This is a genomic window from Brevibacterium sp. 91QC2O2, assembly GCF_024580695.1.
Classification (GTDB): Bacteria; Actinomycetota; Actinomycetes; order Actinomycetales; family Brevibacteriaceae; genus Brevibacterium; species Brevibacterium moorei.
The window spans coordinates 268,941-291,649 of record NZ_JANIJY010000001.1; the positions used below are offsets into that span (position 1 = coordinate 268,941).

Annotated in this window: 20 protein-coding genes; all 20 read right to left on the reverse strand. The window is 67.6% G+C overall.

All coding sequences use genetic code 11. From position 1 onward, the window contains the following. Position 1 precedes the first annotated feature (1 nt). Complete coding sequence (gene carB / locus NQ036_RS01290) at positions 2-3,280, reverse strand: carbamoyl-phosphate synthase large subunit (protein WP_257046439.1); 3,279 nt, start codon at positions 3,278-3,280, stop codon at positions 2-4. Between the two features lie 11 nt (positions 3,281-3,291). After that, positions 3,292-4,449, reverse strand: a complete 1,158-nt coding sequence (gene carA / locus NQ036_RS01295) for a glutamine-hydrolyzing carbamoyl-phosphate synthase small subunit (protein WP_257046440.1) — start codon at positions 4,447-4,449, stop codon at positions 3,292-3,294. Then, complete coding sequence (locus NQ036_RS01300) at positions 4,446-4,940, reverse strand: ABC transporter permease (protein WP_257046441.1); 495 nt, start codon at positions 4,938-4,940, stop codon at positions 4,446-4,448. Before NQ036_RS01300 ends, carA begins: the two co-directional genes overlap by 4 nt. Next, complete coding sequence (locus tag NQ036_RS01305; protein ID WP_257046442.1) at positions 4,928-6,247, reverse strand: dihydroorotase; 1,320 nt, start codon at positions 6,245-6,247, stop codon at positions 4,928-4,930. The genes NQ036_RS01300 and NQ036_RS01305 overlap by 13 nt, the downstream gene beginning before the upstream one ends. After that, positions 6,244-7,263 carry an aspartate carbamoyltransferase catalytic subunit gene (locus NQ036_RS01310; RefSeq protein WP_257046443.1) on the reverse strand — a complete coding sequence of 340 codons (1,020 nt, stop codon included), beginning with the start codon at positions 7,261-7,263 and terminating at the stop codon, positions 6,244-6,246. Before NQ036_RS01310 ends, NQ036_RS01305 begins: the two co-directional genes overlap by 4 nt. Next, positions 7,263-7,808: a bifunctional pyr operon transcriptional regulator/uracil phosphoribosyltransferase PyrR gene (pyrR, locus tag NQ036_RS01315; RefSeq protein WP_257046444.1), complete on the reverse strand. Its 546-nt coding sequence runs from the start codon at positions 7,806-7,808 to the stop codon at positions 7,263-7,265. Before pyrR ends, NQ036_RS01310 begins: the two co-directional genes overlap by 1 nt. A 138-nt stretch (positions 7,809-7,946) precedes the next feature. Then, positions 7,947-8,624, reverse strand: a complete 678-nt coding sequence (locus NQ036_RS01320) for an HAD family phosphatase (RefSeq protein WP_257046445.1) — start codon at positions 8,622-8,624, stop codon at positions 7,947-7,949. 6 nt (positions 8,625-8,630) lie between these two features. Beyond that, the gene (gene nusB / locus NQ036_RS01325) at positions 8,631-9,029 is read right to left on the reverse strand and encodes a transcription antitermination factor NusB (RefSeq protein WP_257046446.1); all 399 of its coding nucleotides are present in this window, start codon (positions 9,027-9,029) and stop codon (positions 8,631-8,633) included. Beyond that, positions 9,026-9,589: an elongation factor P gene (efp, locus tag NQ036_RS01330; RefSeq protein WP_257046447.1), complete on the reverse strand. Its 564-nt coding sequence runs from the start codon at positions 9,587-9,589 to the stop codon at positions 9,026-9,028. The genes nusB and efp overlap by 4 nt, the downstream gene beginning before the upstream one ends. 64 nt (positions 9,590-9,653) lie before the next feature. Beyond that, positions 9,654-10,757, reverse strand: coding sequence for a 3-dehydroquinate synthase (gene aroB / locus NQ036_RS01335; protein WP_257046448.1), 1,104 nt, complete (start codon positions 10,755-10,757; stop codon positions 9,654-9,656). Between the two features lie 4 nt (positions 10,758-10,761). Next, positions 10,762-11,439 (reverse strand): shikimate kinase, encoded by a 678-nt coding sequence (locus NQ036_RS01340; protein WP_257046645.1) that lies wholly within the window; start codon positions 11,437-11,439, stop codon positions 10,762-10,764. Continuing rightward, on the reverse strand, positions 11,439-12,629 hold the full coding sequence (gene aroC, locus NQ036_RS01345; RefSeq protein ID WP_257046449.1) for a chorismate synthase: 1,191 nt from the start codon (positions 12,627-12,629) through the stop codon (positions 11,439-11,441). The genes NQ036_RS01340 and aroC overlap by 1 nt, the downstream gene beginning before the upstream one ends. Positions 12,630-12,639: 10 nt before the next feature. Then, on the reverse strand, positions 12,640-13,344 hold the full coding sequence (locus tag NQ036_RS01350; RefSeq protein ID WP_257046450.1) for an A24 family peptidase: 705 nt from the start codon (positions 13,342-13,344) through the stop codon (positions 12,640-12,642). A gap of 1 nt (position 13,345) precedes the next feature. Further along, the gene (locus NQ036_RS01355; protein ID WP_257046451.1) at positions 13,346-14,203 is read right to left on the reverse strand and encodes a shikimate dehydrogenase; all 858 of its coding nucleotides are present in this window, start codon (positions 14,201-14,203) and stop codon (positions 13,346-13,348) included. Next, a complete protein-coding gene (gene mltG / locus NQ036_RS01360) occupies positions 14,196-15,362 on the reverse strand; it encodes an endolytic transglycosylase MltG (protein WP_257046452.1) in 1,167 nt (388 codons plus the stop codon). Before mltG ends, NQ036_RS01355 begins: the two co-directional genes overlap by 8 nt. Then, complete coding sequence (gene ruvX / locus NQ036_RS01365; RefSeq protein ID WP_257046453.1) at positions 15,359-15,853, reverse strand: Holliday junction resolvase RuvX; 495 nt, start codon at positions 15,851-15,853, stop codon at positions 15,359-15,361. Before ruvX ends, mltG begins: the two co-directional genes overlap by 4 nt. Then, positions 15,850-18,507, reverse strand: coding sequence for an alanine--tRNA ligase (alaS, locus tag NQ036_RS01370; RefSeq protein ID WP_257046454.1), 2,658 nt, complete (start codon positions 18,505-18,507; stop codon positions 15,850-15,852). The genes ruvX and alaS overlap by 4 nt, the downstream gene beginning before the upstream one ends. Positions 18,508-18,666: 159 nt before the next feature. Continuing rightward, positions 18,667-19,293, reverse strand: coding sequence for a 30S ribosomal protein S4 (gene rpsD, locus NQ036_RS01375; protein WP_257046455.1), 627 nt, complete (start codon positions 19,291-19,293; stop codon positions 18,667-18,669). A gap of 206 nt (positions 19,294-19,499) precedes the next feature. Continuing rightward, on the reverse strand, positions 19,500-20,882 hold the full coding sequence (locus NQ036_RS01380; protein WP_257046456.1) for a replication-associated recombination protein A: 1,383 nt from the start codon (positions 20,880-20,882) through the stop codon (positions 19,500-19,502). A gap of 8 nt (positions 20,883-20,890) precedes the next feature. Beyond that, complete coding sequence (aspS, locus tag NQ036_RS01385) at positions 20,891-22,666, reverse strand: aspartate--tRNA ligase (protein WP_257046457.1); 1,776 nt, start codon at positions 22,664-22,666, stop codon at positions 20,891-20,893. Positions 22,667-22,709 lie beyond the last annotated feature (43 nt).

Genomic DNA, 22,709 nt, shown 5'->3' on the forward strand with positions numbered 1-22,709 from the left:
CTCAGTTGAAGCCCCAATCCTGCAGGGACCGCACGTCGAAGTCGCCCGCCTGGGAGGCCTCGATCGCGGTGACCGCTGCGGAGAACTCCGCGACGGTCGTCATCAGCGGCAGGGCCGCCGCGACGGCGGCCGCACGGATCTCGTAGCCGTCGGCGCGCTCCGCCCGGCCGGCCGGCACATTGACAACGAGGTCGATCTGGCCCTCCTCGATCTCATCGAGGATCGTCCGCTCGGCCTCACCTGCATCGTGCCACTTGGCCAGCGTCTGACTCGGAATGCCATAGCGGGAGAGCACCGCGGCGGTGCCGGAGGTGGCGACGATCTCGAAGCTCATGTCGACCAGCTGTTTGACCGGCAGCACCGTCGAGCGCTTCTCCCGGTCCGCCACGGAGACGAACACGCGGCCACTGGTCGGCAACTTGGAGCTGGCAGCCAGCTGGCCCTTGGCGAAGGCGACGGGGAAGGTCGGGGCAATGCCCATGACCTCACCGGTCGAGCGCATCTCCGGCCCCAGGATCGAGTCGACGACCTTACCGTCGACCGTGCGGAACCGGCGGAAGGGCAGGACCGCCTCCTTCACCGAGATCGGGTGGTCCAGCGGCAGGTGCGAACCATCGGATTCGACGGCCAGCACAGTACCCCGCAGATCGGCGATCGAGCCGCCGATCGCGATGAGTGCCGCGGCCTTCGCCAGCGGATGCCCGGTGGACTTCGAGACGAAGGGCACCGTGCGCGAGGCACGCGGATTCGCCTCGATGACGTAGAGGACGTCGGCTGCCACGGCGAACTGGATGTTGAGCAGACCGCGCACCCCCGTGCCCTCCGCGATGACCCGGGTGGCGTGCCGCACGCGTTCGAGCACGTGCTCCCCCAGGGTGATCGAGGGCAGGGTGCACGAGGAGTCGCCGGAGTGGATGCCGGCTTCCTCGATGTGCTCCATGATGCCGCCGATGTAGAGGTCGGTGCCGTCGAACAGGGCGTCCACGTCGATCTCGATCGCGTCCTCGAGGAACCGGTCGACCAGCACGGGCCGATCGGCCGAGACCTCGGTGGCCGACTCCATATACGACTTCAGCTGCTCGGTCGAGTAGACGATTTGCATACCGCGCCCACCGAGCACATAGGAGGGGCGCACCAGCACGGGATAGCCGATCTCCAGGGCGATCCGCTCCGCCTGGGCATAGGTCGTGGCAGTGCCGTGCTTGGGCGCCAGCAGTCCGCCCTCGTCGAGCACCCGGCCGAATTCTCCGCGGTCCTCGGCCAGGTCGATGGCCTCGGGCTGAGTGCCCAGCACCGTCACACCCGCGGCCTTGAGCCGGGAGGCCAGACCCAGCGGGGTCTGCCCGCCCAGGGTGCACACGATGCCGGCGACGGGCCCTGCCTGCGACTCCGCGTGGTAGACCTCCATCACGTCCTCGAAGGTCAGCGGTTCGAAGTACAGGCGGTCGGCGGTGTCGTAGTCGGTCGACACGGTCTCCGGATTGCAGTTGACCATGATCGTCTCATAGCCCGCATCCCGCAGTGCCATGGTGGCGTGGACACAGGAGTAGTCGAACTCGATGCCCTGCCCGATCCGGTTGGGTCCCGAACCCAGGATGATGACGGCCTCGTGCTCGCGCGGGGCGACCTCGCTGGTGGCGTCATAGCTGGAGTAGTGATAGGGCGTGTGGGCGGCGAACTCGCCGGCGCAGGTGTCGACGGACTTGAACACCGGGCGCAGACCCAGCGCATGGCGCACCCCGGTGACCACCGCTTCGTCCAGATTGCGCAGGGCGGCGATCTGCCGGTCAGAGAAACCGTGGTTCTTGCCCAGCTCGATGACCTCGCGGGTCAGTTCGTCCGCCTGTGCGATTTCGCCGGCGACCTCGTTGATCAACTGGATCTGGTCGAGGAACCACGGGTCGATATCACAGGCCTCATGAACCTCGGGCACCGTCATGCCGGAGAGCAGTGCGCGCTGCACCGTCTGGATGCGGGTCGTCGTCGAATGTCCCAGCTTGCGCACGACATCGGCGCGCACCGCGGGATCTGCCAGGTCGAAGCGGATGTCGAAGCGGAACTCCGAGCCCTTCTGCTCAAGAGAGCGCTGGGCCTTCTGGAAGGCCGTGGTGAAGTTGCGCCCCAGGGCCATCGCCTCGCCAACGGACTTCATGGTCGTCGTCAGCGTCTCATCGGCTGCGGGGAACTTCTCGAAGGCGAAGCGCGGGATCTTCACCACGACGTAGTCCAGGGTCGGCTCGAAGCTGGCCGGGGTGACCTCGGTGATGTCGTTCTTGACCTCGTCGAGCGTATAGCCGACTGCCAGGCGGGCCGCGATCTTGGCGATCGGGTAACCCGTGGCCTTCGACGCCAGGGCCGATGAACGGGAGACCCTGGGGTTCATCTCGATGACGACGATGCGGCCCGTGTCCGGGTCGATCGCGTACTGGATGTTGCAGCCGCCGGTGTCGACGCCGACCTCGCGGATGACGGCGATACCGATATCGCGCAGTTTCTGGTATTCGCGGTCCGTCAGGGTCAGTGCCGGGGCGACCGTCATGGAGTCGCCGGTGTGCACGCCGACGGGGTCGATGTTCTCGATCGAGCAGATGACGACCACATTGTCATTGCGGTCGCGCATGAGTTCGAGCTCGTATTCCTTCCACCCCAGGATGCTCTCTTCGAGCAGCACTTCGGTGGTCAGGGAGTCGTGCAGGCCGTCGCCGGCGATCCGGCGCAGATCGGATTCGTTGTAGGCCATGCCCGAGCCCAGACCGCCCATGGTGAAGGACGGCCGGACCACCATCGGATACCCCAGATCACCGGCGGCCGCCAGGCAGTCCTCCATGGTGTGGCAGATGCGCGAACGGGCGACCTCGGCGCCGATGCCCTCGACGATCTCCTTGAACTTCTGCCGGTCCTCGCCGCGGTTGATCGCGTCGACGTCGGCGCCGATGAGTTCGACGTCGTACTTTTCCAAAGTGCCGGCTTCGAACAGGTTGATCGCAGCGTTGAGCGCGGTCTGGCCGCCGAGCGTGGGCAGCAGGGCGTCGGGCCGCTCCTTGGCGATGATCTTCTCGATCACCTCGGGGTCGATCGGCTCGACATAGGTCGCATCGGCGACTTCCGGGTCCGTCATGATCGTGGCGGGATTGGAGTTGACCAGGATAACGCGCAGGCCCTCCTGTTTGAGGACGCGGCACGCCTGGGTTCCGGAGTAGTCGAACTCGCAGGCCTGGCCGATGACGATGGGCCCGGAGCCGATCACCATGACCGAGTGCAGATCTTTACGAATGGGCAAGAAAAAACTCCTTATTCGGCCGCGGTCTTGGCGGTGGTGGTCATGAGGTCGACGAAGCGGTCGAACAGGCCGCGCGAATCGTGCGGGCCGGCCGCGGACTCGGGGTGGAACTGGACCGAGAAGGCCGGGATGTCAAGGCAGCGCAGGCCCTCCACCACATCGTCGTTGAGCCCGATGTGGCTGACCTCGACCCGCCCGAAATCGGCGTTCGCCGGTGCGGTGACGACCTCGTGCAGGGGCGCGTCGACCGCGAAGCCGTGGTTCTGTGCGGTGATCTCGACGCGCCCGGTGGCGGTGTCGAGCACCGGCTGGTTGACGCCGCGGTGGCCGAAGCGCAATTTGTAGGTGCCGAAGCCCAGGGCCCTGCCCAGCAGCTGGTTGCCGAAGCAGATGCCGAAGAACGGGATACGATGGGCCAGCACCTCGGTCAGCACCTCGATCTGCGCGGTGGCCGTCTCCGGGTCACCGGGTCCGTTGGAGAAGAACACCCCGTCGGGGCCCAGCTCCTGCAGCTTCTCGAAGGGGTAGTCCGCCGGCACCACGTGGACCTCGATGCCGCGTTCTGCCAGCTGCTGCGGGGTCATGGCCTTGATCCCGAGGTCGTAGGCCGCGACCGTGAACTTCTTGGGTCCCACCGCTTCGACGATGTACGGCTCGTCGGTGGAGACCTCGTCGGCCAGCTGAGCGCCGGTCATCGCCGGGGTCTCGCGCACGATCGTGAGCAGCTCGCCGACCGGGCGGCCGGCGTCCTCACCCGAGAAGATGCCGACGCGCATCGCGCCGGCCTCGCGCAGGTGCAGGGTCAGTGCGCGGGTGTCGACATCCTGGATCCCGACGATGTCCAGCCTGCGCAGCCGGGCCTCGAGGTCCTCGGTGGCGCGCCAGTTCGAAGAGATCCGGGCGGCATCACGTACGACGTAACCGGCGACCCAGTACTTCAGCGATTCGTCGTCGACGTCGTTGACCCCGGTGTTGCCGATGTGCGGAGCAGTCTGCACGACCACCTGTCGGTGGTAGGACGGATCGGTCAGCGTCTCCTGATAACCGGTCATCGCGGTGACGAAGACGGCCTCGCCCAGCCCACGGCCGGTAGCGCCATAGGCGTGTCCGGCGAACGTCGTGCCGTCCTCTAAGACGAGGATTGCCTTGGGGCGGTCCAATAAGCTCATGCGTGATGTCCAATCAGTTCGTCTACCGCGGCGATCGCGGGCTTGGTCTGTGCGTGTTCCCTGGGCCGGAAACCGGTGTCGACACGGGTCCCTCCCAGATTCCAGCGGATGATGATGAGGCCGTCGCGCTCGACGAATTTGCCGATCATGCCCGATCCGGCATGTGCCTGTTCCACGGCGGCCGCGGGGATGAAGATGTCATCGGCGCCCTCGCGCTCGATCGCCACGCCCTGGTCGCCGACGAACAGGGCACCGTTCGTCCGCACCCCCAGGGCGTGCACATTGATCCGCTCCAGGTTCTCCCCCGCGTGTGTGGTGGCGACGTACATGCCGGGCACCGGGGTCAGCTCGGCGGTGTAGCCGGCCGGCGGCGCAGCCGGCGCTGCGATCCCCGCCTGCCGGTGCTGCCGACCCCGCCAGCCCCAGTACATGAGGCCGAAGACGCCGACGACGACGATCAGGATGACGATGCTCGGGGTCAGGCGATCCATGCGCCGTCCCCGGCAGCCGGATGCGGCTGTGCCAACTGCCCGTCGGCGACGACCCTGGTCCCGTAGAGGAAGGTGTCGACGATCCGGGTGGAGACCTCCACGCCCTTGAACGGATTGTTCCGGCCCAGCGTCGCGTGGCCGGCCGGATCGATCCGGTGCGGGGCCCGCGGATCCACCAGAACAAGGTTGGCGGGCTGCCCGACGGCCAGTGAACCGTGCGCGGTGAGACCGGTGATCTGGGCCGGCCGGGTACTCATCACCCTGGCGACGTCCTCCCAGCCGAAGTCGTAGTCGGCCATGGCCTCGACCACGATCGGCAGAGCGGTCTCCATCCCGACCATGCCCATCGCCGCGGCGGTCCATTCCGAACACTTGTGTTCGGCCGGATGCGGTGCGTGGTCGGTGCCGATCACGTCGATCGTCCCATCGGCCAAGCCGGCGCGCACGGCATCGACATCGCGTTGGGTGCGCAGTGGCGGGTTGACCTTGTAGACGGGGTCATAGCTGCGAACCAGCTCATCGGTCAGCATCAGGTGGTGCGGGGTGACCTCCGCGGTCACCCGCACCCCGCGGGCCTTGGCCCAGCGGACGATGTCCACGGACCCGGCGGTCGAGAGGTGGCAGACGTGCAGGCGGGAACCGACGTGTTCGGCCAGCAGGACGTCGCGGGCGATGATCGCCTCCTCCGCCACCGCGGGCCACCCCGGCAGGCCCAGCTCGGCAGAGACGACGCCCTCGTTCATCTGCGCGTCCTCCGTCAGCCGGGGATCCTGGGAGTGCTGGGCGATGATCCCGTCGAAGGACTTCACGTATTCCAGCGCGCGGCGCATCAGCTGGGAGTCCGAAACGCACTTGCCGTCATCGGAGAACATCCGCACCTGTGCCGCGCTCGCGGCCATGGCGCCGAGTTCGGCCAGCTGGGCGCCGTCCTGGCCCAGTGTTACAGCGCCCACCGGACGGACCTCCGTGAACCCGGCGGAGCGGCCCAGCCGCCATACCTGTTCGACCACCCCGGCGGAATCGGCGACCGGCTGGGTGTTGGCCATCGCGTGGACGGCCGTGTAGCCGCCGCGTGCGGCGGACTGCGAGCCGGTCAGCACGGTCTCAGCGTCTTCCTTGCCCGGCTCGCGCAGATGCGTGTGCATGTCGACCAGGCCGGGCAGGGCGACCAGGCCGGCCGCCTCGACGACGGTATCGGCCGATTTCGAGGCCTCGGGCGTCGGTTCGCTCAGGCGGCCGTCGACGATCAAGAGATCACGTGCGGCGCCTCCGAGTACGGACGCACCGCGGATCAGTGTGCTGCTCATGCGTGTGGCTCCTCCATCGGGTTGACGACTGCGGCGGGGTCGGGGCCCCGGCCGGTCAGAAGTTTGTACAGTGCCGCCATGCGCACGGACACGCCGTTGGCGACCTGGTCGCGCACCACCGCGCGGGGCGAGTCGGCTGCCACTGCGCAGATCTCGAATCCCCGGTTCATGGGCCCGGGGTGCATAATCGCCGTGTGTTCCCCCAGGTCGGCGTACCGGCTCGGGGTCAGACCCCACATCCGCGAATATTCGCGCGGGTTGGGGAAGAACGCCGCGTGCATGCGCTCCAGCTGGACGCGCAGCATCATCACCGCGTCGAAATCACGTTCGGCCAGCGCCTGGTCGAAGTCGTAGTAGATCTCGACGGGCCAGGATTCCACGCCCCAGGGCAGCAAGGTGGGCGGGGCGATGAGGGTTACTCGGGCCCCCAGGGTGACCAGCAGGTGCACATTCGAGCGGGCGACACGCGAATGCAGAACGTCGCCGACGATCGCGATCCTGGCACCGGCCAGGTCGGTTCCCCGCGTCCCGGACCCTGCGGACAACGGCCCGGAGGCCGGCGCGCCGGTCAGGACGCGGCGCAGGGTGAAGGAGTCCAGTAGTGCCTGGGTGGGGTGTTCATGCGTACCGTCACCTGCGTTGAGGATGGGCAGGTCGATCCAGTCGCTGGCCGCCAGCCGGTGCGGGGCGCCGGATCCGGGGTGGCGGATGACAACTGCGTCTGCACCGATCGCGGCGAGCGTCTGCGCGGTGTCCTGCAGGCTCTCGCCCTTGGACACCGAGGAGCCCTTGGCCGAGAAGTTGATGACATCGGCGGAGAGCCGTTTGGCGGCGGCTTCGAAGGACATCCGCGTGCGGGTCGAGTCCTCGTAGAACAGGTTGACCACTGTGCGGCCGCGCAGTACGGGAAGTTTCTTGATCTCACGGGCCTGGGCGGCAGACATCTCCTCGGCGATGTCGAGCAGTTCGACGGCCTCGGCGCGGCTGAGATCTTTGGTCGACAGCAGATGACGCATCAGGCGGCACCCCCTGTGATGATCACCGAATCGGCTCCGTCGATCTCCTGTAGGGTCACCGAGACCCGTTCGTCGGTCGAGGTCGGCAGGTTCTTGCCCACGTGATCGGCGCGGATCGGCAGGGCCCGGTGGCCGCGGTCGACCAGGACCGCCAGGCGCACCGCGGCTGGCCGACCGATATCGGTCAGGGCGTCGAGTGCCGCGCGGATGGTCCTGCCGGAGTAGAGCACGTCGTCGACCAGGACGACTGTGCGACCGTCGATGCTCCCGGGGATCGAGGTGGGTTCGGGGGCGCGCAGCCGGCCCGTGCGCAGATCGTCACGATACATCGTGACGTCGAGGCTGCCGACGAGTTCGGTGGCTTCCACCGTGGGCTCGATCTGGGCGATCCGCTCGGCCAGCCGGTGGGCCAGCGGGACCCCGCGGGTGGGGATTCCCAGGATCAGCAGGCCCTGGGCACCCTTGTTGTTTTCCACGATTTCGTGGGCGATGCGTGTGATGGCCCGCGAGATCTCGGTCTCGTCGAGCACGGTTCGTGTGCGCATGCGTCCCCCTTCTCCGCCTCACGGGACGGTGCTTAAAGGAGTAGATACGCCTTTACTATAGCGAGGTCCCGGTGTGCCCGGGGCATCCCCGGACACACGTGTGTCCGATCCCATAGCCCAGCGCCACTGGGAGGGGGCTCAAGGACGCAGCAGCTCGGCCGCGTCCGGCAGCGAGGCCACCACCCGATGTGCTCCGGCGGCACGCAGATCCGCCCCGGAGAAAACCGTGGACAGACCGATCACGTAGCCGCCGGCGGCGACGCCGGCCTTAACGCCCGAGGGAGAGTCCTCCAGGACCGCGAACCGTCGACTGGGCGGGTCGAAGGAGGCCGCGGCCGCACGATAGACATCCGGAGCCGGCTTCGGCTGCGGCATGTCCATCCCGCTGAACACATGGGCCGCATGGAACACCTCGTCCAGGGCCGTCCGACGCAATTGCATATCGAGTTTGCCCCGCGGGGAGTTCGAAGCCACCCCGACCCTCCCCTTGAACCGGCGCAGGGCCGCGGCGAGCATCCCCGCCACGCCGTGCATGGGACTCAGCCGCGCGGCCAGCTCGGCATCGCGGCGGGCCCGGTAGGTTTCAACCCAGGAGGCGTCCGGCCGGTCTCCCTGCGCTGCGAAGTGCTCGGTGACGATCTTCACGGTGTCGGGCAGAGCGTGTCCGACGAAGGTCCGGTGTGCCTGGTCCTGGCTCATCGCCCAGCCCAGCTCACCGATCACCTCCCTGAGCACCTCATTGGCGATGGTCTCCGAATCGACCAGCACTCCATCGCAGTCGAAGACCATCGCATCGCAGTCGCGCAGTTCGACCATGGCGGCTCAGGCCTCCAGCTTGCGGATCCGGTCGAGCACGCCGTTGATGAACTTCGGGGAGTCATCCGTCGAATACTGCCTGGCCAGGGACACCGCTTCGTCGATCGCGGTCTTGGCATCCACGGAATCGTTGAACAGGATCTCCCACAGGCCCATCCGCAACAGGGCCCGGTCCACCGCCGGCAGTCGGTCGAGTTCCCAGCCCTGCGCGTGCGTCGCGATGAGTTCGTCGATCTCATCGCGGTGGCTGACCACCCCGTCGACGATTTCGACCGCATAGGGCTTCATCGGGTAATCGGGGTCGTGCGACCGCAGCTGTGTCAGCTCTGCTTCGTCCATTGCCCGCTGTTCGGACTCGAAGAGGATCTCGAGTGCCCGGCGGCGGGCCCTGCTGCGCGAACTCACTCCTTGACGCGCCCCAGGTAGTCACCCGAACGGGTGTCGACGCGGACCTTAGTGCCCTCTTCGAGGAACAGCGGCACCTGGATTTCATATCCGGTCTCCAGCGTCGCCGGCTTCGATCCACCGGTGGAGCGGTCGCCCTGCAGGCCGGGCTCGGTGTGGGAGATGACCAGTTCCACCGCGGCGGGCAGTTCGATGGCCAGCGGGGTGCCCTCGTGGAAGGACACCTGCACGATCTGGTTCTCCAGCATGAAGTTGGCCGCATCCCCGACCAGCTCCGGGCTCAGGTTGACCTGGTCGTAGTCCTTGGCGTCCATGAAGACGTAGTCGGTACCGTCGTTGTACAGGTACTGCATGTCACGGCGGTCGACGGTTGCGGTTTCGACCTTGGTACCGGCGTTGAAGGTGCGGTCGATGATCTTGCCCGAGAGCACGTTCTTGATCTTGGTGCGCACGAAGGCCGGTCCCTTACCGGGCTTGACGTGCTGGAACTCCAGCACCTGCCACAGCTGGTTGTCCAGGTTGAGAACCAGGCCGTTCTTCAAATCGTTGGTCGTTGCCACAGATTTTCCCTTTGTCTAGTGGGTAGGATTCGGAAAGACAATCCGCTCAAGTCTAGCAACTGTTTTACAGTCGCCGCGCCGGGGCGTCAATCCCAATCGTCTGATACGCGGTGAACAGCAGGCTGGGGTCCGGGTTCTCCAGCAGTTTCGGCCTGCCCAGGTCTTCGAGCACGATGAAGCGCATGAGCGAACCGCGGGACTTCTTGTCCCGCCGCATGGTCTCCAACAGCTGCGGCCATTTGTCCCCACGGTAGCCCGTGGGCAGCCCCAGATGTTCCAACAGCGCACGCAGCCGGTCGACGAGCGCGGGGTCGAGGTTCTTCGTCAGGGTGCTCAGTTCGGCCGCGAAGACCATACCGACGGCCACGGCGGCCCCGTGGCGCCACTGATAGCGCTCCTGCCGCTCGATCGCGTGCGCCAGCGTATGTCCGAAGTTGAGGAATTCGCGCCGACCGGATTCTTTGAAGTCCTCCCCGACGATGGCGGCCTTGACCGCAATCGCACGGCGCACCACTTCTGCCAGCACGGGCCCGTGCGGATCCTTGATCTGCTCGAGACTGTGCCCTTCGAGCAGATCAAGGATGACGGGGTCGGCGATGAAGCCGCACTTGACGGCTTCGGCCAGCCCGGTGAACAGTTCGTGATCCGGCAGGGTGGCCAGGGTGTCCAGATCGGCCAGAACGCCCGCGGGCGAATGGAAGAAGCCCACCAGGTTCTTGCCCTCGGCGGTGTTGATCGCGGTCTTGCCTCCGACCGCCGCGTCCAGCATGCCCAGCACCGTGGTCGGGATGTTGACATAGCGGATGCCGCGCAGCCAGCTGGCCGCGACGAACCCGCCCAGATCGGTCACGGCTCCTCCGCCGACGGCGACGATCGCGTCCGAGCGGGTGAAGTCCGACTGCCCCAGGATCTGCCAGCAGAACGCGGCCACCTGGACGTGCTTGGCCTCCTCGGCATCGGGGATCTCGGCGGCCAGTGCCTCGAATCCCGCCGCCTCGAGGTCATCGCGCACGACCTCACCGGTGGTCCGCAGGGCGCGCGGGTGGATGACGAGCACCTTCTTGACCCGGGCGCCCAGGAGCTCGGGCAGCTGCCCGAGCAATCCGTGGCCGATCCGCACGGGATAGTCCCGCTCGGCATGCACGTCGATCTGGATGGTTTCGCTCATGAGTTCAGTCCTCTTCCCCGGTCGGCTCGGCCGACCCTTCCAATGGCACCCCGGCGGCAGCGCCGAGGTCCCCGTAGCGTTTGAGATCCTCGGCCCGTTGCATCCCGGCGACGATGTCGACGATTCGGTTGACGATCGTCGAGGGCGGATCGTTCGTGGCCGAAACGCTCAGCGTCGCGACCGAGCGGTACAGGGGCGCACGCTCGGCCTGCAGCCGTTCGAAGGCCTGCAGCCTGTCCGCGGCGTCGTCGAGCAGTGGCCGGCGCGAACCGCCCAGCCGTTCCAGGGCGGTCTGTGCATCGATGACGATGTTGACGACCTTGATCGCCGGGTGCTTCAGCTGTGCGCGAGTGCCCGGGTTCAGAATGGCCCCGCCGCCCAGGGAAACGACCCCGGGTCCGTCGAGCAGGCCGCGCAGGGCCCGGCGGACCACCTCGCGTTCGATCTCCCGGAACCGGGCCTCGCCGCGCTCGGTGAAGATCTCCTGGATCGGGCCATAGCGGTCGACGATCCGCTGATCCGTGTCGATCAACGGGATGTCGAGCCGATCGGCCAACAGCCGGCCGATCGTCGACTTCCCCGCGGTCGGCGGACCGATCAGCGCCAGTCTGGCCCCGGCGGCCGGCAGCGGGTCCACCGGTGCGGCCGGGCGCGGCAGGGGCCCCTCCTCCGGTGGTACCATCACGAACCCAGCAGCCTGGGGTCGAGGGAAGCGCGGTAGGAGTCGAGGTTCCGGGAGACCTCGGCCACCGAGTCGCCGCCGAACTTCTCCATCACGGCTTCGGCGAGGACCAGGGCGACCATCGCCTCGGCCACGACGCCGGCGGCCGGGACCGCACACACATCGGAGCGCTGGTGATTCGCCTTCGCGGCCTCCCCCGTGCTCACATCGACCGTGCGCAGGGCGCGGGGGACGGTGGCGATGGGCTTCATTCCGGCTCGCACGATGAGTCGCTCGCCGGTCGACATCCCGCCCTCGGTGCCACCGGCACGGTTGCTCGAACGGGCCAGGCCACCGCCGTCGACCAGGATTTCGTCGTGGGCGGCGGAACCGCGTCGGCGCGTCGTGTCGAAGCCGTCGCCGATCTCCACGCCCTTGATCGCCTGGATGCCCATCAGGGCTCCGGCCAGGCGGGAGTCGAGCCTGCGGTCCCATTGGATATGCGAACCCAGGCCGATCGGCAGGCCGTCTGCGATGACCTCGACGACCCCGCCGACGGTGTCCCCCGCCTTCTTCGTTGCGTCGATTTCCTCGATCATCCGTGCGGAGAGTTCGGAGTCGAAGCAGCGCACGGGATCCGCATCGAGCGCCGGGACGTCGGCGATCCTCGGCCGCGGCAGGTCCCGTCCTCCGTCAACGGGGCCGATGGCCACGGTGTGCGAGAGCACCGTGATGCCCAGCTCGGCCAAGAACCGCTGCGCCACAGCGGCCAGCGCCACCCGCATCGCGGTTTCCCTGGCCGAGGCGCGTTCCAGAATCGGGCGGGCTTCGTCCCAGCCGTACTTGAGCATCCCGACCAAGTCGGCATGACCGGGCCGCGGCCGGGTCAGCGGCGCATTGCGCGCCTGCTCGGCCAGCACCTCGGCGGGTACCGGATCGGCGCTCATCACCTCCTGCCATTTGGGCCACTCGGTGTTGCCGACCTCGATGGCGATCGGCGAACCGAGGGTCTCACCGTGGCGCACCCCGCCGAGCATCCGCACCGCGTCGGCCTCGAACTTCATCCGCGCTCCGCGTCCGTAGCCCAGCCGGCGACGGGCCAAAGCCGTCTGGATGTCCTCGGTGGTCACGGGCACGTGCGCCGGCAGCCCCTCGATGATTCCGATCAGAGCCTCACCGTGGGACTCTCCTGCACTCAGCCATCTCAACATGCTTATGAGTCTACAAAAGCGGGGCACCGGCCAGGACCGCCGTCCACGTGCCGATCAGCATATGGGGGCCGTACGCCAGGCTTCCGCCGGGGCGGGTGCGGGTGCGCACCCAGCGGTAGAGCAGGAAGACGAGGGCGGAGACATTCATCACGACCAGCGCGGTCAGGGGTGCCCACGGCTCGACCCCCGCGGCCAGCGCGCCCAGCGGCACGGCGAGTTTGACGTCGCCGAGGCCCATCGACTCACCGGCCAGCAACCGGCCCAGGACGGCGATGAACGCGAAGAACAGGCCCAGCCCCACCGCCCCAGCCAGCATCCGCAGGCTCAGGCCGGGGGCGGCCTGCCAGGCCGCTACCGCTGTGACCAGGACCAGGATCGCCAGAGGTCCGACGATCCGATTGGGCAGGCGGTGGACCCGCGCGTCGATCAGGAAGAGCCACCCGGTGGCGCCGGCCAGCACCCCCAGGATCAACACGAGGCAGGTGCGAGTGGCAGTGGTGGATTCCATACCGGTGGACAGGGCCCACGTCACGAGCAGGGACAGCAGCGGTCCCAGGGCGACGGCGCCGAGCAGATACGTCCGTCCCGCGGTGCGCACCCGCAGGGTGTGCGCGGGGTCGGCCAGCAGCCGGGGCAGGCGCCACCCGATCGCCAGGGCCACGATGAGCGAAACGCACACCGACACGGCGCCGGCCGACCCCGGCAGGGTCGTCATCTCAGACCGTGCGCCGGGCGCCGGCGGCGTCCATCGCCGTCCGAATCGCAGTGGCGTCCCCGGCCGGCAGGCCCGCGGCCTCGCGAAAGGCCTGGAACTGGGCGACTGCCTGGTGGACGAGCATCCGGGTGCCCGCCAGGCCACGGGCCCCGCGCTCGGTGAACATCCCCGTGAGATCGAGCGAGCCCACGGCATAGGCCACGTCGAGCACCGCGGTGGATTCCGGCAGCCGGGCCGGCCAATGCCAGGTGTCGGCCGTCAGCACCCCTGCGGGCAGAGTGGAGATCACCAGGTCGGCGGCACCCGGCTGCAGCTGCGCGATCGGCTCCGTGGTGACCTCGGCTGCGCCCAGGCTGTGCAGGAAGTCCGCCAGCGCAGAAGTCCTGCGGGGGTTGCGCCCGTAGACTGCGAAATCCCGCCCGCCGGCCAGGCGCGCCGCCAGGGCAGCCGAACGGGCCGTTGCCCCGGTGCCCACGATGGCGACACGGCCCGGCTGGATTCCGGCCTCGGCCAGGGCACCGACGATCCCCTGCACATCGGTGTTGAGAATGCGCGGACGACTGCCGCCGACCCAGGTGTTCGCGACCCCGGTCAGGGCTGCGGTCTCGTCTACGTCCCAGCCGTGGACGGCGGCGAGCCTGACGAGTTCCTCCTTCAACGGCATGGTCGCCGAGTAGCCCGCGATGTGCGAATCGGCCCCCAGCAGCACGCCCTCGAGTTCGTCCGCAGTGGTCTCCCTGCGGTCGTAGGACCAGTCGTCCATTCCCAGCGCGGCATATGCCGCGGTGTGCAGCAGCGGGGACAGGGAATGGGCGATCGGCGAGCCGAGCACAGCGGCGCGATGCCGGGCCTCAGCCATCCGAGCCGTCCGCTCCGGACCCCGCGCCGGGAGACTGACTGTTGTGTTCGCGCAGCCAGGCCTGGTACTCCTTGACGTTCGCCTGGTGCTCTTTGTAGGTCTTGGCGAACTTGACCTCGCCGGCATCCGGATCGGTCGCCACGAAGTACTGCCAGTCACCGGTGGCCGGCCGCTTGGCCGCCAGCAGCGCCGAGCGGCCGGGACTGCCGATCGGACCCGGCGGCAGTCCCTTGTGCACATAGGTGTTGTACGGGTTCTTGCTCGCGCGCTCCTTGGAGGTGGTCGTCAGATCGCCCCTGGCGCCGAAGATGTAGGCGACCGTCGCATCGGACTGCAAGAGACCGCGGGTCTCACTGGCCTTGCCCATCCGGTTGAGGAAGACGCGCGCCACCTTGGCCTGGGTCGCCGGATCCTCATTCGATTCGACCTGGACCAGGCTGCCCAGGGTCAACAGACGATTGGCGTCATCGTTGTTGATCGCCAGTTCATTGAACTCGCCCTTCGTGCGATCGACCATATCCTGGACCATCGCAGTGGCCGAGCTGTCCTTCTGCACGTCATATGTCGCAGGGAACAGGTATCCCTCCAAGCTGGGGGCCTTGATCTCGAGTCCGTAGTCCCTCGGCGATTTGTCGTCGATGGCGGCGTCGACGTCGTCGGCGTCCAGCCCGGCCGCGACCATCTTCGGCTTGATCTGCTTGATCGTCTGCCCCTCGGCCACGGTCACCCGATTGGCGGCCTGCCCCTTCTGCAGCAGGTCCAGCGCTGCGGCCGAACTCATCTGCTTGTGCATCCGGAAGGTGCCCGCCTGGATCGTGAAGTCGCGTTCCTCGACCAGTTTGAGGAACGGTCGGGCGGCCTGAATGACCTCCTGGTCGACGAGCTGATTGGCCACGGCCCGGGCAGAGGTCCCCTGTTCGATCGTCACGACGACTTCACCGGTTCCACTGCCCTCGTAGTCTGCGTTCGAACCGAATACCTCGCCGAAGGCGCCCTTGGCGGTGAAGACAGCGAACACCCCGCCGCCGAGCAGCAGGACCGCCGCGACGACGATGATCGCGACCATCCGGCGACGTCGGAACTTCCTGCGGCGCTCTCTGGCCCTGCGGGAAGTCCGGGTCTCCTCACCGAACTGGGCGAACTCTTCGTGCAGTGTCACAAGTGGTCTCCCCCAGGTGGCTGGCTTTCGTGCGGCAGCGGATCGCCTGCGGGCGATCCCGTGGTCTTCTCGGCCTCGAGTGCCGATTGCAGGATGACGACGGCGGCCACAGCGTCGACGCGCTCGCGCCGCTGCCGGGAATTCCTGCCCGCCGACTGTAGCATGCGGTGGGCCTCCGTAGTGGTGAAGCGCTCGTCGAACAGGCGGATCGGAACACCCGAGGTTTCCGCTATCAGTCGGGTGAATTCAAGGGCCGTCGCCGCCGACTTGCCCTCCTGCCCGCGCAGGGTCTTCGGCTTACCACAGACGATTTCGATAGGTTCGACTTCGTTAATGAGATCGCGGATCTCCCGCAGCGCGCGTTCGTCCCCATCGCGCCGGTAGACCGTCGCCAGCGGGGTGGCGAGAATCCCGTCGGGGTCGCAGTAGGCGACCCCGACGCGTACGCTGCCGACGTCGATGCCCAGACGTCTGCCCCTGCGGAAACTCACGAATGAGATCCGGCCAGGCGGGCGATCTCCTCCAGAGCCGCAGCGGCGCGGCCGTAGTCGCTGCCGCCGCCCTGGGCGATATCGGGCTTGCCGCCACCGCCTCCGCCGAGGACCGCAGAGGCGGCCCGCACCAACTCGCCGGCCCGCAGACCCAGCGCCTGCGCCGCATCGTTGACCGCGACGACGACCGCGGGCTTGCCAGCGGCATCGCCGATCCCGGCGATCACCGCTGGTTCGGCGCCCAGGCGTCCGCGCACATCGAGGACGAAGGCGCGTACGTCACCTGCATTGGACACGGCCCCCAGATCCGTACCGGAGAACCGGATGCCGGCCACCTCGCGGATGGAGGCGACGGCGGAGGCCGCCTGGCCCAGGACCCGTTCGGAGTTGAGCTTCGCCAGTTCGCGTTCGGTCTCCTTGATCCGCTCCAGGAGTCCCGCGACCCTGGCGGGGACGTCCGCGCCCGGCACGCGCAGCATCTCCGAGACCGAGGACAGAATCGTGCGTTCCTTGGCCAGATCGCGGAAGGCCTGCAGACCGACGCTCGCCTCGATTCGCCTGGTACCCGATCCCACGGAGGATTCGGCGATCACGGAGATCGGCCCGATCTCACTGGTCAGGCCCACATGGGTGCCGGCGCACAGCTCACGCGAGAACGGCCCGCCGATGTTCACCACGCGCACGATTTCCGGGTAGCGCTCACCGAACAGCGCCATCGCACCGGACTTCTTGGCCTCCTCGAAGGGCATGTACTGGTAGTCGACTTCCAGATTGTCGCGGACGGCGACATTGGCCGCGTCCTCGATCTCGGCCCTGGCAGCCGCCGAAAGCGCATCGGGGAAGGAGAAGTCGAAGCGCATATAACCGGGCTGGTTCAGCGAGCCCGCCTGGACGGCATTGGGCCCCAGGATCTCCCTGAGTGCCGCATGGACCAGGTGGGTCGCCGAATGCGCCTGCGCGGAGGCGAAGCGATGGGCCGGATCCACCGCGGCCAAGACGTCGCCGCCGGCGCGCAGCTCGCCCTCGAGCACCTCGACCTTGTGGGCGCGCAGGCCCTTGACGGGGCTCTGCACATCGGTCACACGGGCGGTGAAGCCATCACCGGAGATCAACCCGACGTCCGCGCGCTGGCCGCCGGCCTCGGCGTAGAACGGGGTGGTGTCGAGCACCAGGTCCACGGTGTCCCCGGGCCGGGCGACGTCGACGAACTGCCCAGCGGAGACCAGGCCACGCACCGTGGCGCCCGATTCCAGGGTGTCGTAGCCGACGAACTCCGTCGCCCCGCCGTCGAGCAGTTCGCTGAATGCCGTGACGTCGGCGTGGCCGCCCTTCTTCGATTTGGCATCGGCCTTGGCACGCTGTCGCTGCTGCTCCATCAGGGTCCGGAAGCCCGCCTCGTCGACCTCGACGCCCTGTTCGTGGGCCATCTCCAGGGTCAGGTCGATCGGGAACCCGTGGGTATCGTGCAGGGCGAAGGCCACCTCGCCGGAGAGCTCGTGTCCGCCGTGTAGGTGTGCCACCGACTTATTCAACAGCTCGGTGCCCGATTCCAGCGTGCGCCGGAAGGCCTTCTCCTCAGCATAGGCGACCCGCGAGATCCGCTCGAAGTCGGTCGCCAGTTCCGGATAGGACTCGGCCATGGCATCGCGTGAAACGGGCAGCAGCACGGGCAGGACGGGTTCGCTCACACCCAGCAGGCGCATCGCGCGCACCGCCCGGCGCAGCAGGCGGCGCAGAATGTAACCGCGACCCTCGTTCGAGGGGCGGACCCCGTCGCCGATGATGATGAGAGAGGAACGGATGTGGTCGGCGACCACGCGCATGCGCACATCGTCGTCGTGATCGGCGCCGTAGGTCTTGCCGGCCAGTTCGCAGGCCGCCGCGAGCACGGGATAGACCTCGTCGATCTCGTACATGTTCTCCACGCCCTGTTTGAGGAAGGCGACGCGCTCCAGCCCCATGCCGGTGTCGATGTTCTTCGCGGGCAGTTCCCCCGCGATGTCGAAGTCGACCTTGGTCCGCACGGCCGAGAGCTCGAACTCCGTGAACACGAGGTTCCAGATCTCGATGTAGCGGTCCTCATCGGCCTCCGGGCCGCCCTCGGCTCCATAGGCGGGCCCGCGGTCGAAGTAGATCTCCGAGCAGTACCCACCGGGACCGGGCTGGCCCGTGTGCCAGAAGTTGTCGGCGTTTCCGCGCTTCTGGATCCGCTCGATCGGGATCTCCGACTCCTCGAGCCAGATCCCGATGGACTCTTCGTCCTCGTGGTGGACGGTGACCCACAGCCGTTCGGGATCGAAGCCCAGGCCGCCATCGGCCTCGGGAGTCGACAACAGCTCCCAGGCGTACTGGATCGCCTCGCGCTTGAAGTAGTCGCCGAAGCTGAAGTTGCCGTTCATCTGGAAGAACGTGCCGTGCCGGGTTGTCTTACCCACCTCTTCGATATCGCCGGTGCGCACGCACTTCTGCACGCTCGTCGCACGCGGATAGGGCGCGGGTTCGCGGCCGGACAGGTAGGGGATGAAGGGGACCATACCGGCGATGGTGAACAGGACCGAGGGCTCCGGGCTGATGACCGACGCACTGGGCACGACGGTGTGTCCCTTGGATTCGAAGAATTTCAGCCAACGACGCTTGATTTCAGCGGTCTTCATTCCCAACCTTCCGGTTTTCTTAGCAGGGGGTGCGCCCGAGCGCCGTGGGACCGGCTGCGCGGACACTGTGTCAACACCCGATCGATTCTACGGGATGACACGACCGCCCCGACACCACAGTGGGTGCCGGGGCGGGGTGACGCTACCTGTGCGCGGCGATCAGCGCGAGTAGTGCTCGACGACCAGCTGGACGTCGCAGGTCACGGGGACCTCTTCACGCTTGGGCCGACGCAGCAGCGTGGCCTGCAGGGCTTCGAGGTTCACGTTCAGGTAACCGGGGACCGCGGGCAGCACATCGCGGTGCGCACCGGCGGCGGCGACCTGGAACGGATCCATATCGGCCGAGCGGGTGTGCACGGAGATGGTCTGGCCTTCCTTCACGCGGAAGGAGGGGCGGTCCACGCGCTGGCCGTCGACGCAGATGTGACGGTGCACGACGAACTGGCGGGCCTGGGCGATGGTGCGGGCGAAGCCGGCACGCAGGACCAGGGCGTCCAGACGCATTTCGAGCAGCTCGACCAGGTTTTCACCGGTCATGCCCGGCTGGCGGTGGGCTTCCTTGTAGACCTTGAGCAGCTGGGCCTCGCGGATGCCGTACTGGGCGCGCAGACGCTGCTTCTCCTTCAGGCGGATCGAGTAGTCCGAGTCGTTGCGACGACGGGCACGGCCGTGCTCGCCGGGCGGGTACGGACGACGCTCGAAGTACTTTTCGGCCTTCGGGGTCAGGGCAATGCCGAGGGCGCGCGACAGGCGGACCTGACGGCGCGAACGCGTTGCATGAGACATGTGATGTCTACCTTTCGTATGTGCATTGAGCTTCGACGCCTGTGCTCCACGGGAATCCGCGAGTACTGGGCTCGGCCGGCGTCCAAGCGGCTGTTTCCCAGGGTGGGAAGGCAATGGTCCGGCTCGAGTCAACCGGGCAAGGCCGCCTTTAAGGTGCAGGCACAGCAGTAGACAACTCTACCGCACCCGGACCCGTGCAAGCCGCCTCACCCCTGTGGTTTGCGTCTCGCCTCGATATGGCGCAGGCGCTCGGCCATGTTCCTCTCCGCCCCGTTGCCCGTCGGCCGATAGTAGCGAGCGGCTTCCAGGGACTCCGGCAGATAGTCCTGCGGTGAGATCGAGAAGGGGTAGTCGTGGGAGTATTTGTATCCGTCCCCGTGTCCCAGGGCCGCAGCCCCCGGATAGTGCGCATCGCGCAGATGAGCTGGGACCTCCCCCGCCTTGCCCGCTTTGACATCGGCGATGGCCTCGTTGATACCGGTGTACGAGGCATTGGATTTCGGTGCGGCCGCCAGGTAGACCACGGCCTCGGCCAGGGGGATCCTGCCCTCGGGCATGCCGATGCGCTCCACGGCGGTCTGCGCGGCAACGGCCAGGGTCAGCGCCTGCGGATCCGCCATGCCGATGTCCTCGGCCGCCGAGATCACGATCCGTCTGGCGATGAAGCGCGGGTCCTCACCGGCGACGATCATCCTGGCCAGATAGTGCAACGCGGCATCCGGATCCGAGCCGCGAATCGACTTGATGAAGGCACTGATCACGTCGTAGTGCTGATCCCCTGCCCGGTCGTAGCGGACCATCGCCTGGTCCGCCGCCTCGGCGGTGAAGGCCGCCGTGATGACGGGGGTCCCCTCCCCCTTGGTCCGCGCCTGGGCGATCGCCGCAGCGGCCTCGAGCACGGTCAGGGACCGGCGCGCGTCTCCCCCGGCGATCGCCACGATGTGCTCCCTGGCCTCGTCCTCGAGGACGAAACCGCCGGCCAGTCCCCGGTCGCTTGACACCGCGTGCTCGAGCAGGTGGGAGATGTCCTCGGGCGTCAGGGGTTTGAGTGTGAGCACCAGCGAGCGGGAGACCAGGGGTGCGATCACGGAGAAGGACGGATTCTCGGTGGTCGCCGCCACCAACACCACCAGACGGTTCTCCACGGCCGGCAGCAGGGCATCCTGTTGCGCCTTGGAGAACCGGTGGATCTCATCGAGGAACAGCACAGTGGTGCGCCCGTGCAGGTCCCGTTCGTTGCGCGCGTTCTCCACCACGCGGCGCACGTCCTTGACCCCGGCTGTGATCGCGGAGAGCTCCACGAAGCGCCGGTCCCCGGCATGGGAGATGACGTGCGCCAGGGTGGTCTTGCCCACGCCCGGCGGACCCCACAGGATCACGGAGGACGCGCCCGCCTTCGAACCGGCCTGTGCGCCGGCCAACTGCTGCAGTGGTGAACCGGGGAACGTCAGGTGTTCCTGGCCGACCACCTCGTCCATGGTCCGCGGGCGCATCCGCACCGCCAGCGGGTCCAGTGCGGATCCGGAGCCGGCGAAGGCCGGGGACGGCGATTCGTCGTCCCCGGCCTCCTGGTTGAACAGGTCCGCCACGATGGGTGTCAGTCCTCTTCTTCTGCGACGTAGTCCACGCCGGCTTCCTTGCGCTGGTGCTCGGTGATCGCACCGGGTGCATCGGTCAGCGGGTCGTAGCCGCCACCGGACTTCGGGAAGGCGATGACGTCGCGAATCGAATCGGAGTGGGTCAGCAGCGAGACGATGCGGTCCCACCCGAAGGCGATGCCGCCGTGCGGCGGGGCGCCGAAGGCGAAGGCGTCGAGCAGGAAGCCGAACTTCTCACGCGCCTCGGCCTCGGAGATGCCCATCACCTTGAACACGCGCTCCTGGATGTCCGGGCGGTGAATACGGATGGAACCGCCGCCGATCTCATTGCCGTTGCACACGATGTCGTAGGCGTAGGCCAGCGCGGAACCCGGATCCGTGTCGAAGGTGTCGAGGAATTCCGGCTTGGGCGAGGTGAAGGCGTGGTGCACCGCGGTCCATTTGCCGGCGCCCACGGCCACATCGCCCGCTGCCACCGCCTCTTCTGCGGGTTCGAACAGCGGAGCGTCGACGACCCAGACGAAGGCCCAGGCGTTCTCATCGATCAGGCCGGAGCGCGCGGCGATCTCATTGCGGGCTGAACCCAGCAGGGCGCGGGCGGCCTTGGGCTTGTCCGCTGCGAAGAAGATCGCATCGCCGGGGACGGCGCCCACCGCTGCGGCCAGTCCGGCCTTCTCGTCCTCCGAGATGTTCTTGGCCACCGGTCCGCCCAGCGTGCCATCGGCCTGGACCTGTACATAGGCCAGGCCCTTGGCTCCGCGCTGCTTGGCCCAGTCCTGCCAGGCATCGAACTGCCGACGCGGCAGCGAGGCCCCACCCGGGTAGACGACCGCGCCCACATAGGGCGCCTGGAACACGCGGAACGGCGTGTCCTTGAAGTATTCGGTCAGATCGGTCAGCTCCAGGCCGAAGCGCAGGTCCGGCTTGTCCGAACCGTACTTCTCCATTGCGTCCTTGTACGTCATCCGGGCGATCGGCGTCGTGATGTCGTAGCCGATGAGCTTCCACACGGCCTTGAGGACGTCTTCGGCCAGGGCGATGATGTCGTCCTGATCGACGAACGAGGCCTCGATGTCGAGCTGGGTGAATTCCGGCTGGCGATCCGCTCGGAAGTCCTCATCGCGGTAGCAGCGGGCGATCTGGTAGTAGCGTTCCATCCCGGCCACCTGGAGCAGCTGCTTGAACAGCTGCGGGGACTGCGGCAGCGCATACCAGTTGCCGGGGCGCAGACGCGCCGGAACCAGGAAGTCGCGGGCGCCCTCGGGGGTGGAGCGGGTCAGCGTCGGGGTCTCGATCTCCGTGAAGCGGTGGGCCTCGAGGACCGTCCTGGCCGCCCGGTTCGCCTCGGAGCGCAGGCGCAGGTTCGCGGCCTGGCCCTTCCGACGCAGATCCAGGTAACGGTACTTCAGCCGCGTCTCCTCGCCGACCTGGCCGGCGTCCTCGGCATGTTCGGAGACCTGGAAGGGCAGGGGCGCGGCCTCGGCCAGGACTTTGACCTCGGTGTCGACGATCTCCACATCGCCGGTGGCCAGGTCCGGGTTGGCGTTGCCCTCGGGCCGCTGGGCCACGGTTCCGGTGACCTGCACGACGGTCTCATTGCGCAGCTTGTCCGCGACGTCCTCGCGCACGACGACCTGGACGATGCCGGAGGCGTCGCGCAAGTCGATGAAGGCGACCCCACCGTGGTCGCGGCGGCGGTCCACCCAGCCGGCCAGGGTGATGGTGGTTCCGGCATCCGACAGCCGCAGGCTGCCTGCCTCATGCGTGCGTAGCACTGATCAGTCTCCTTGGTAGTTCGACTCTTGCACAAGAGTTCGC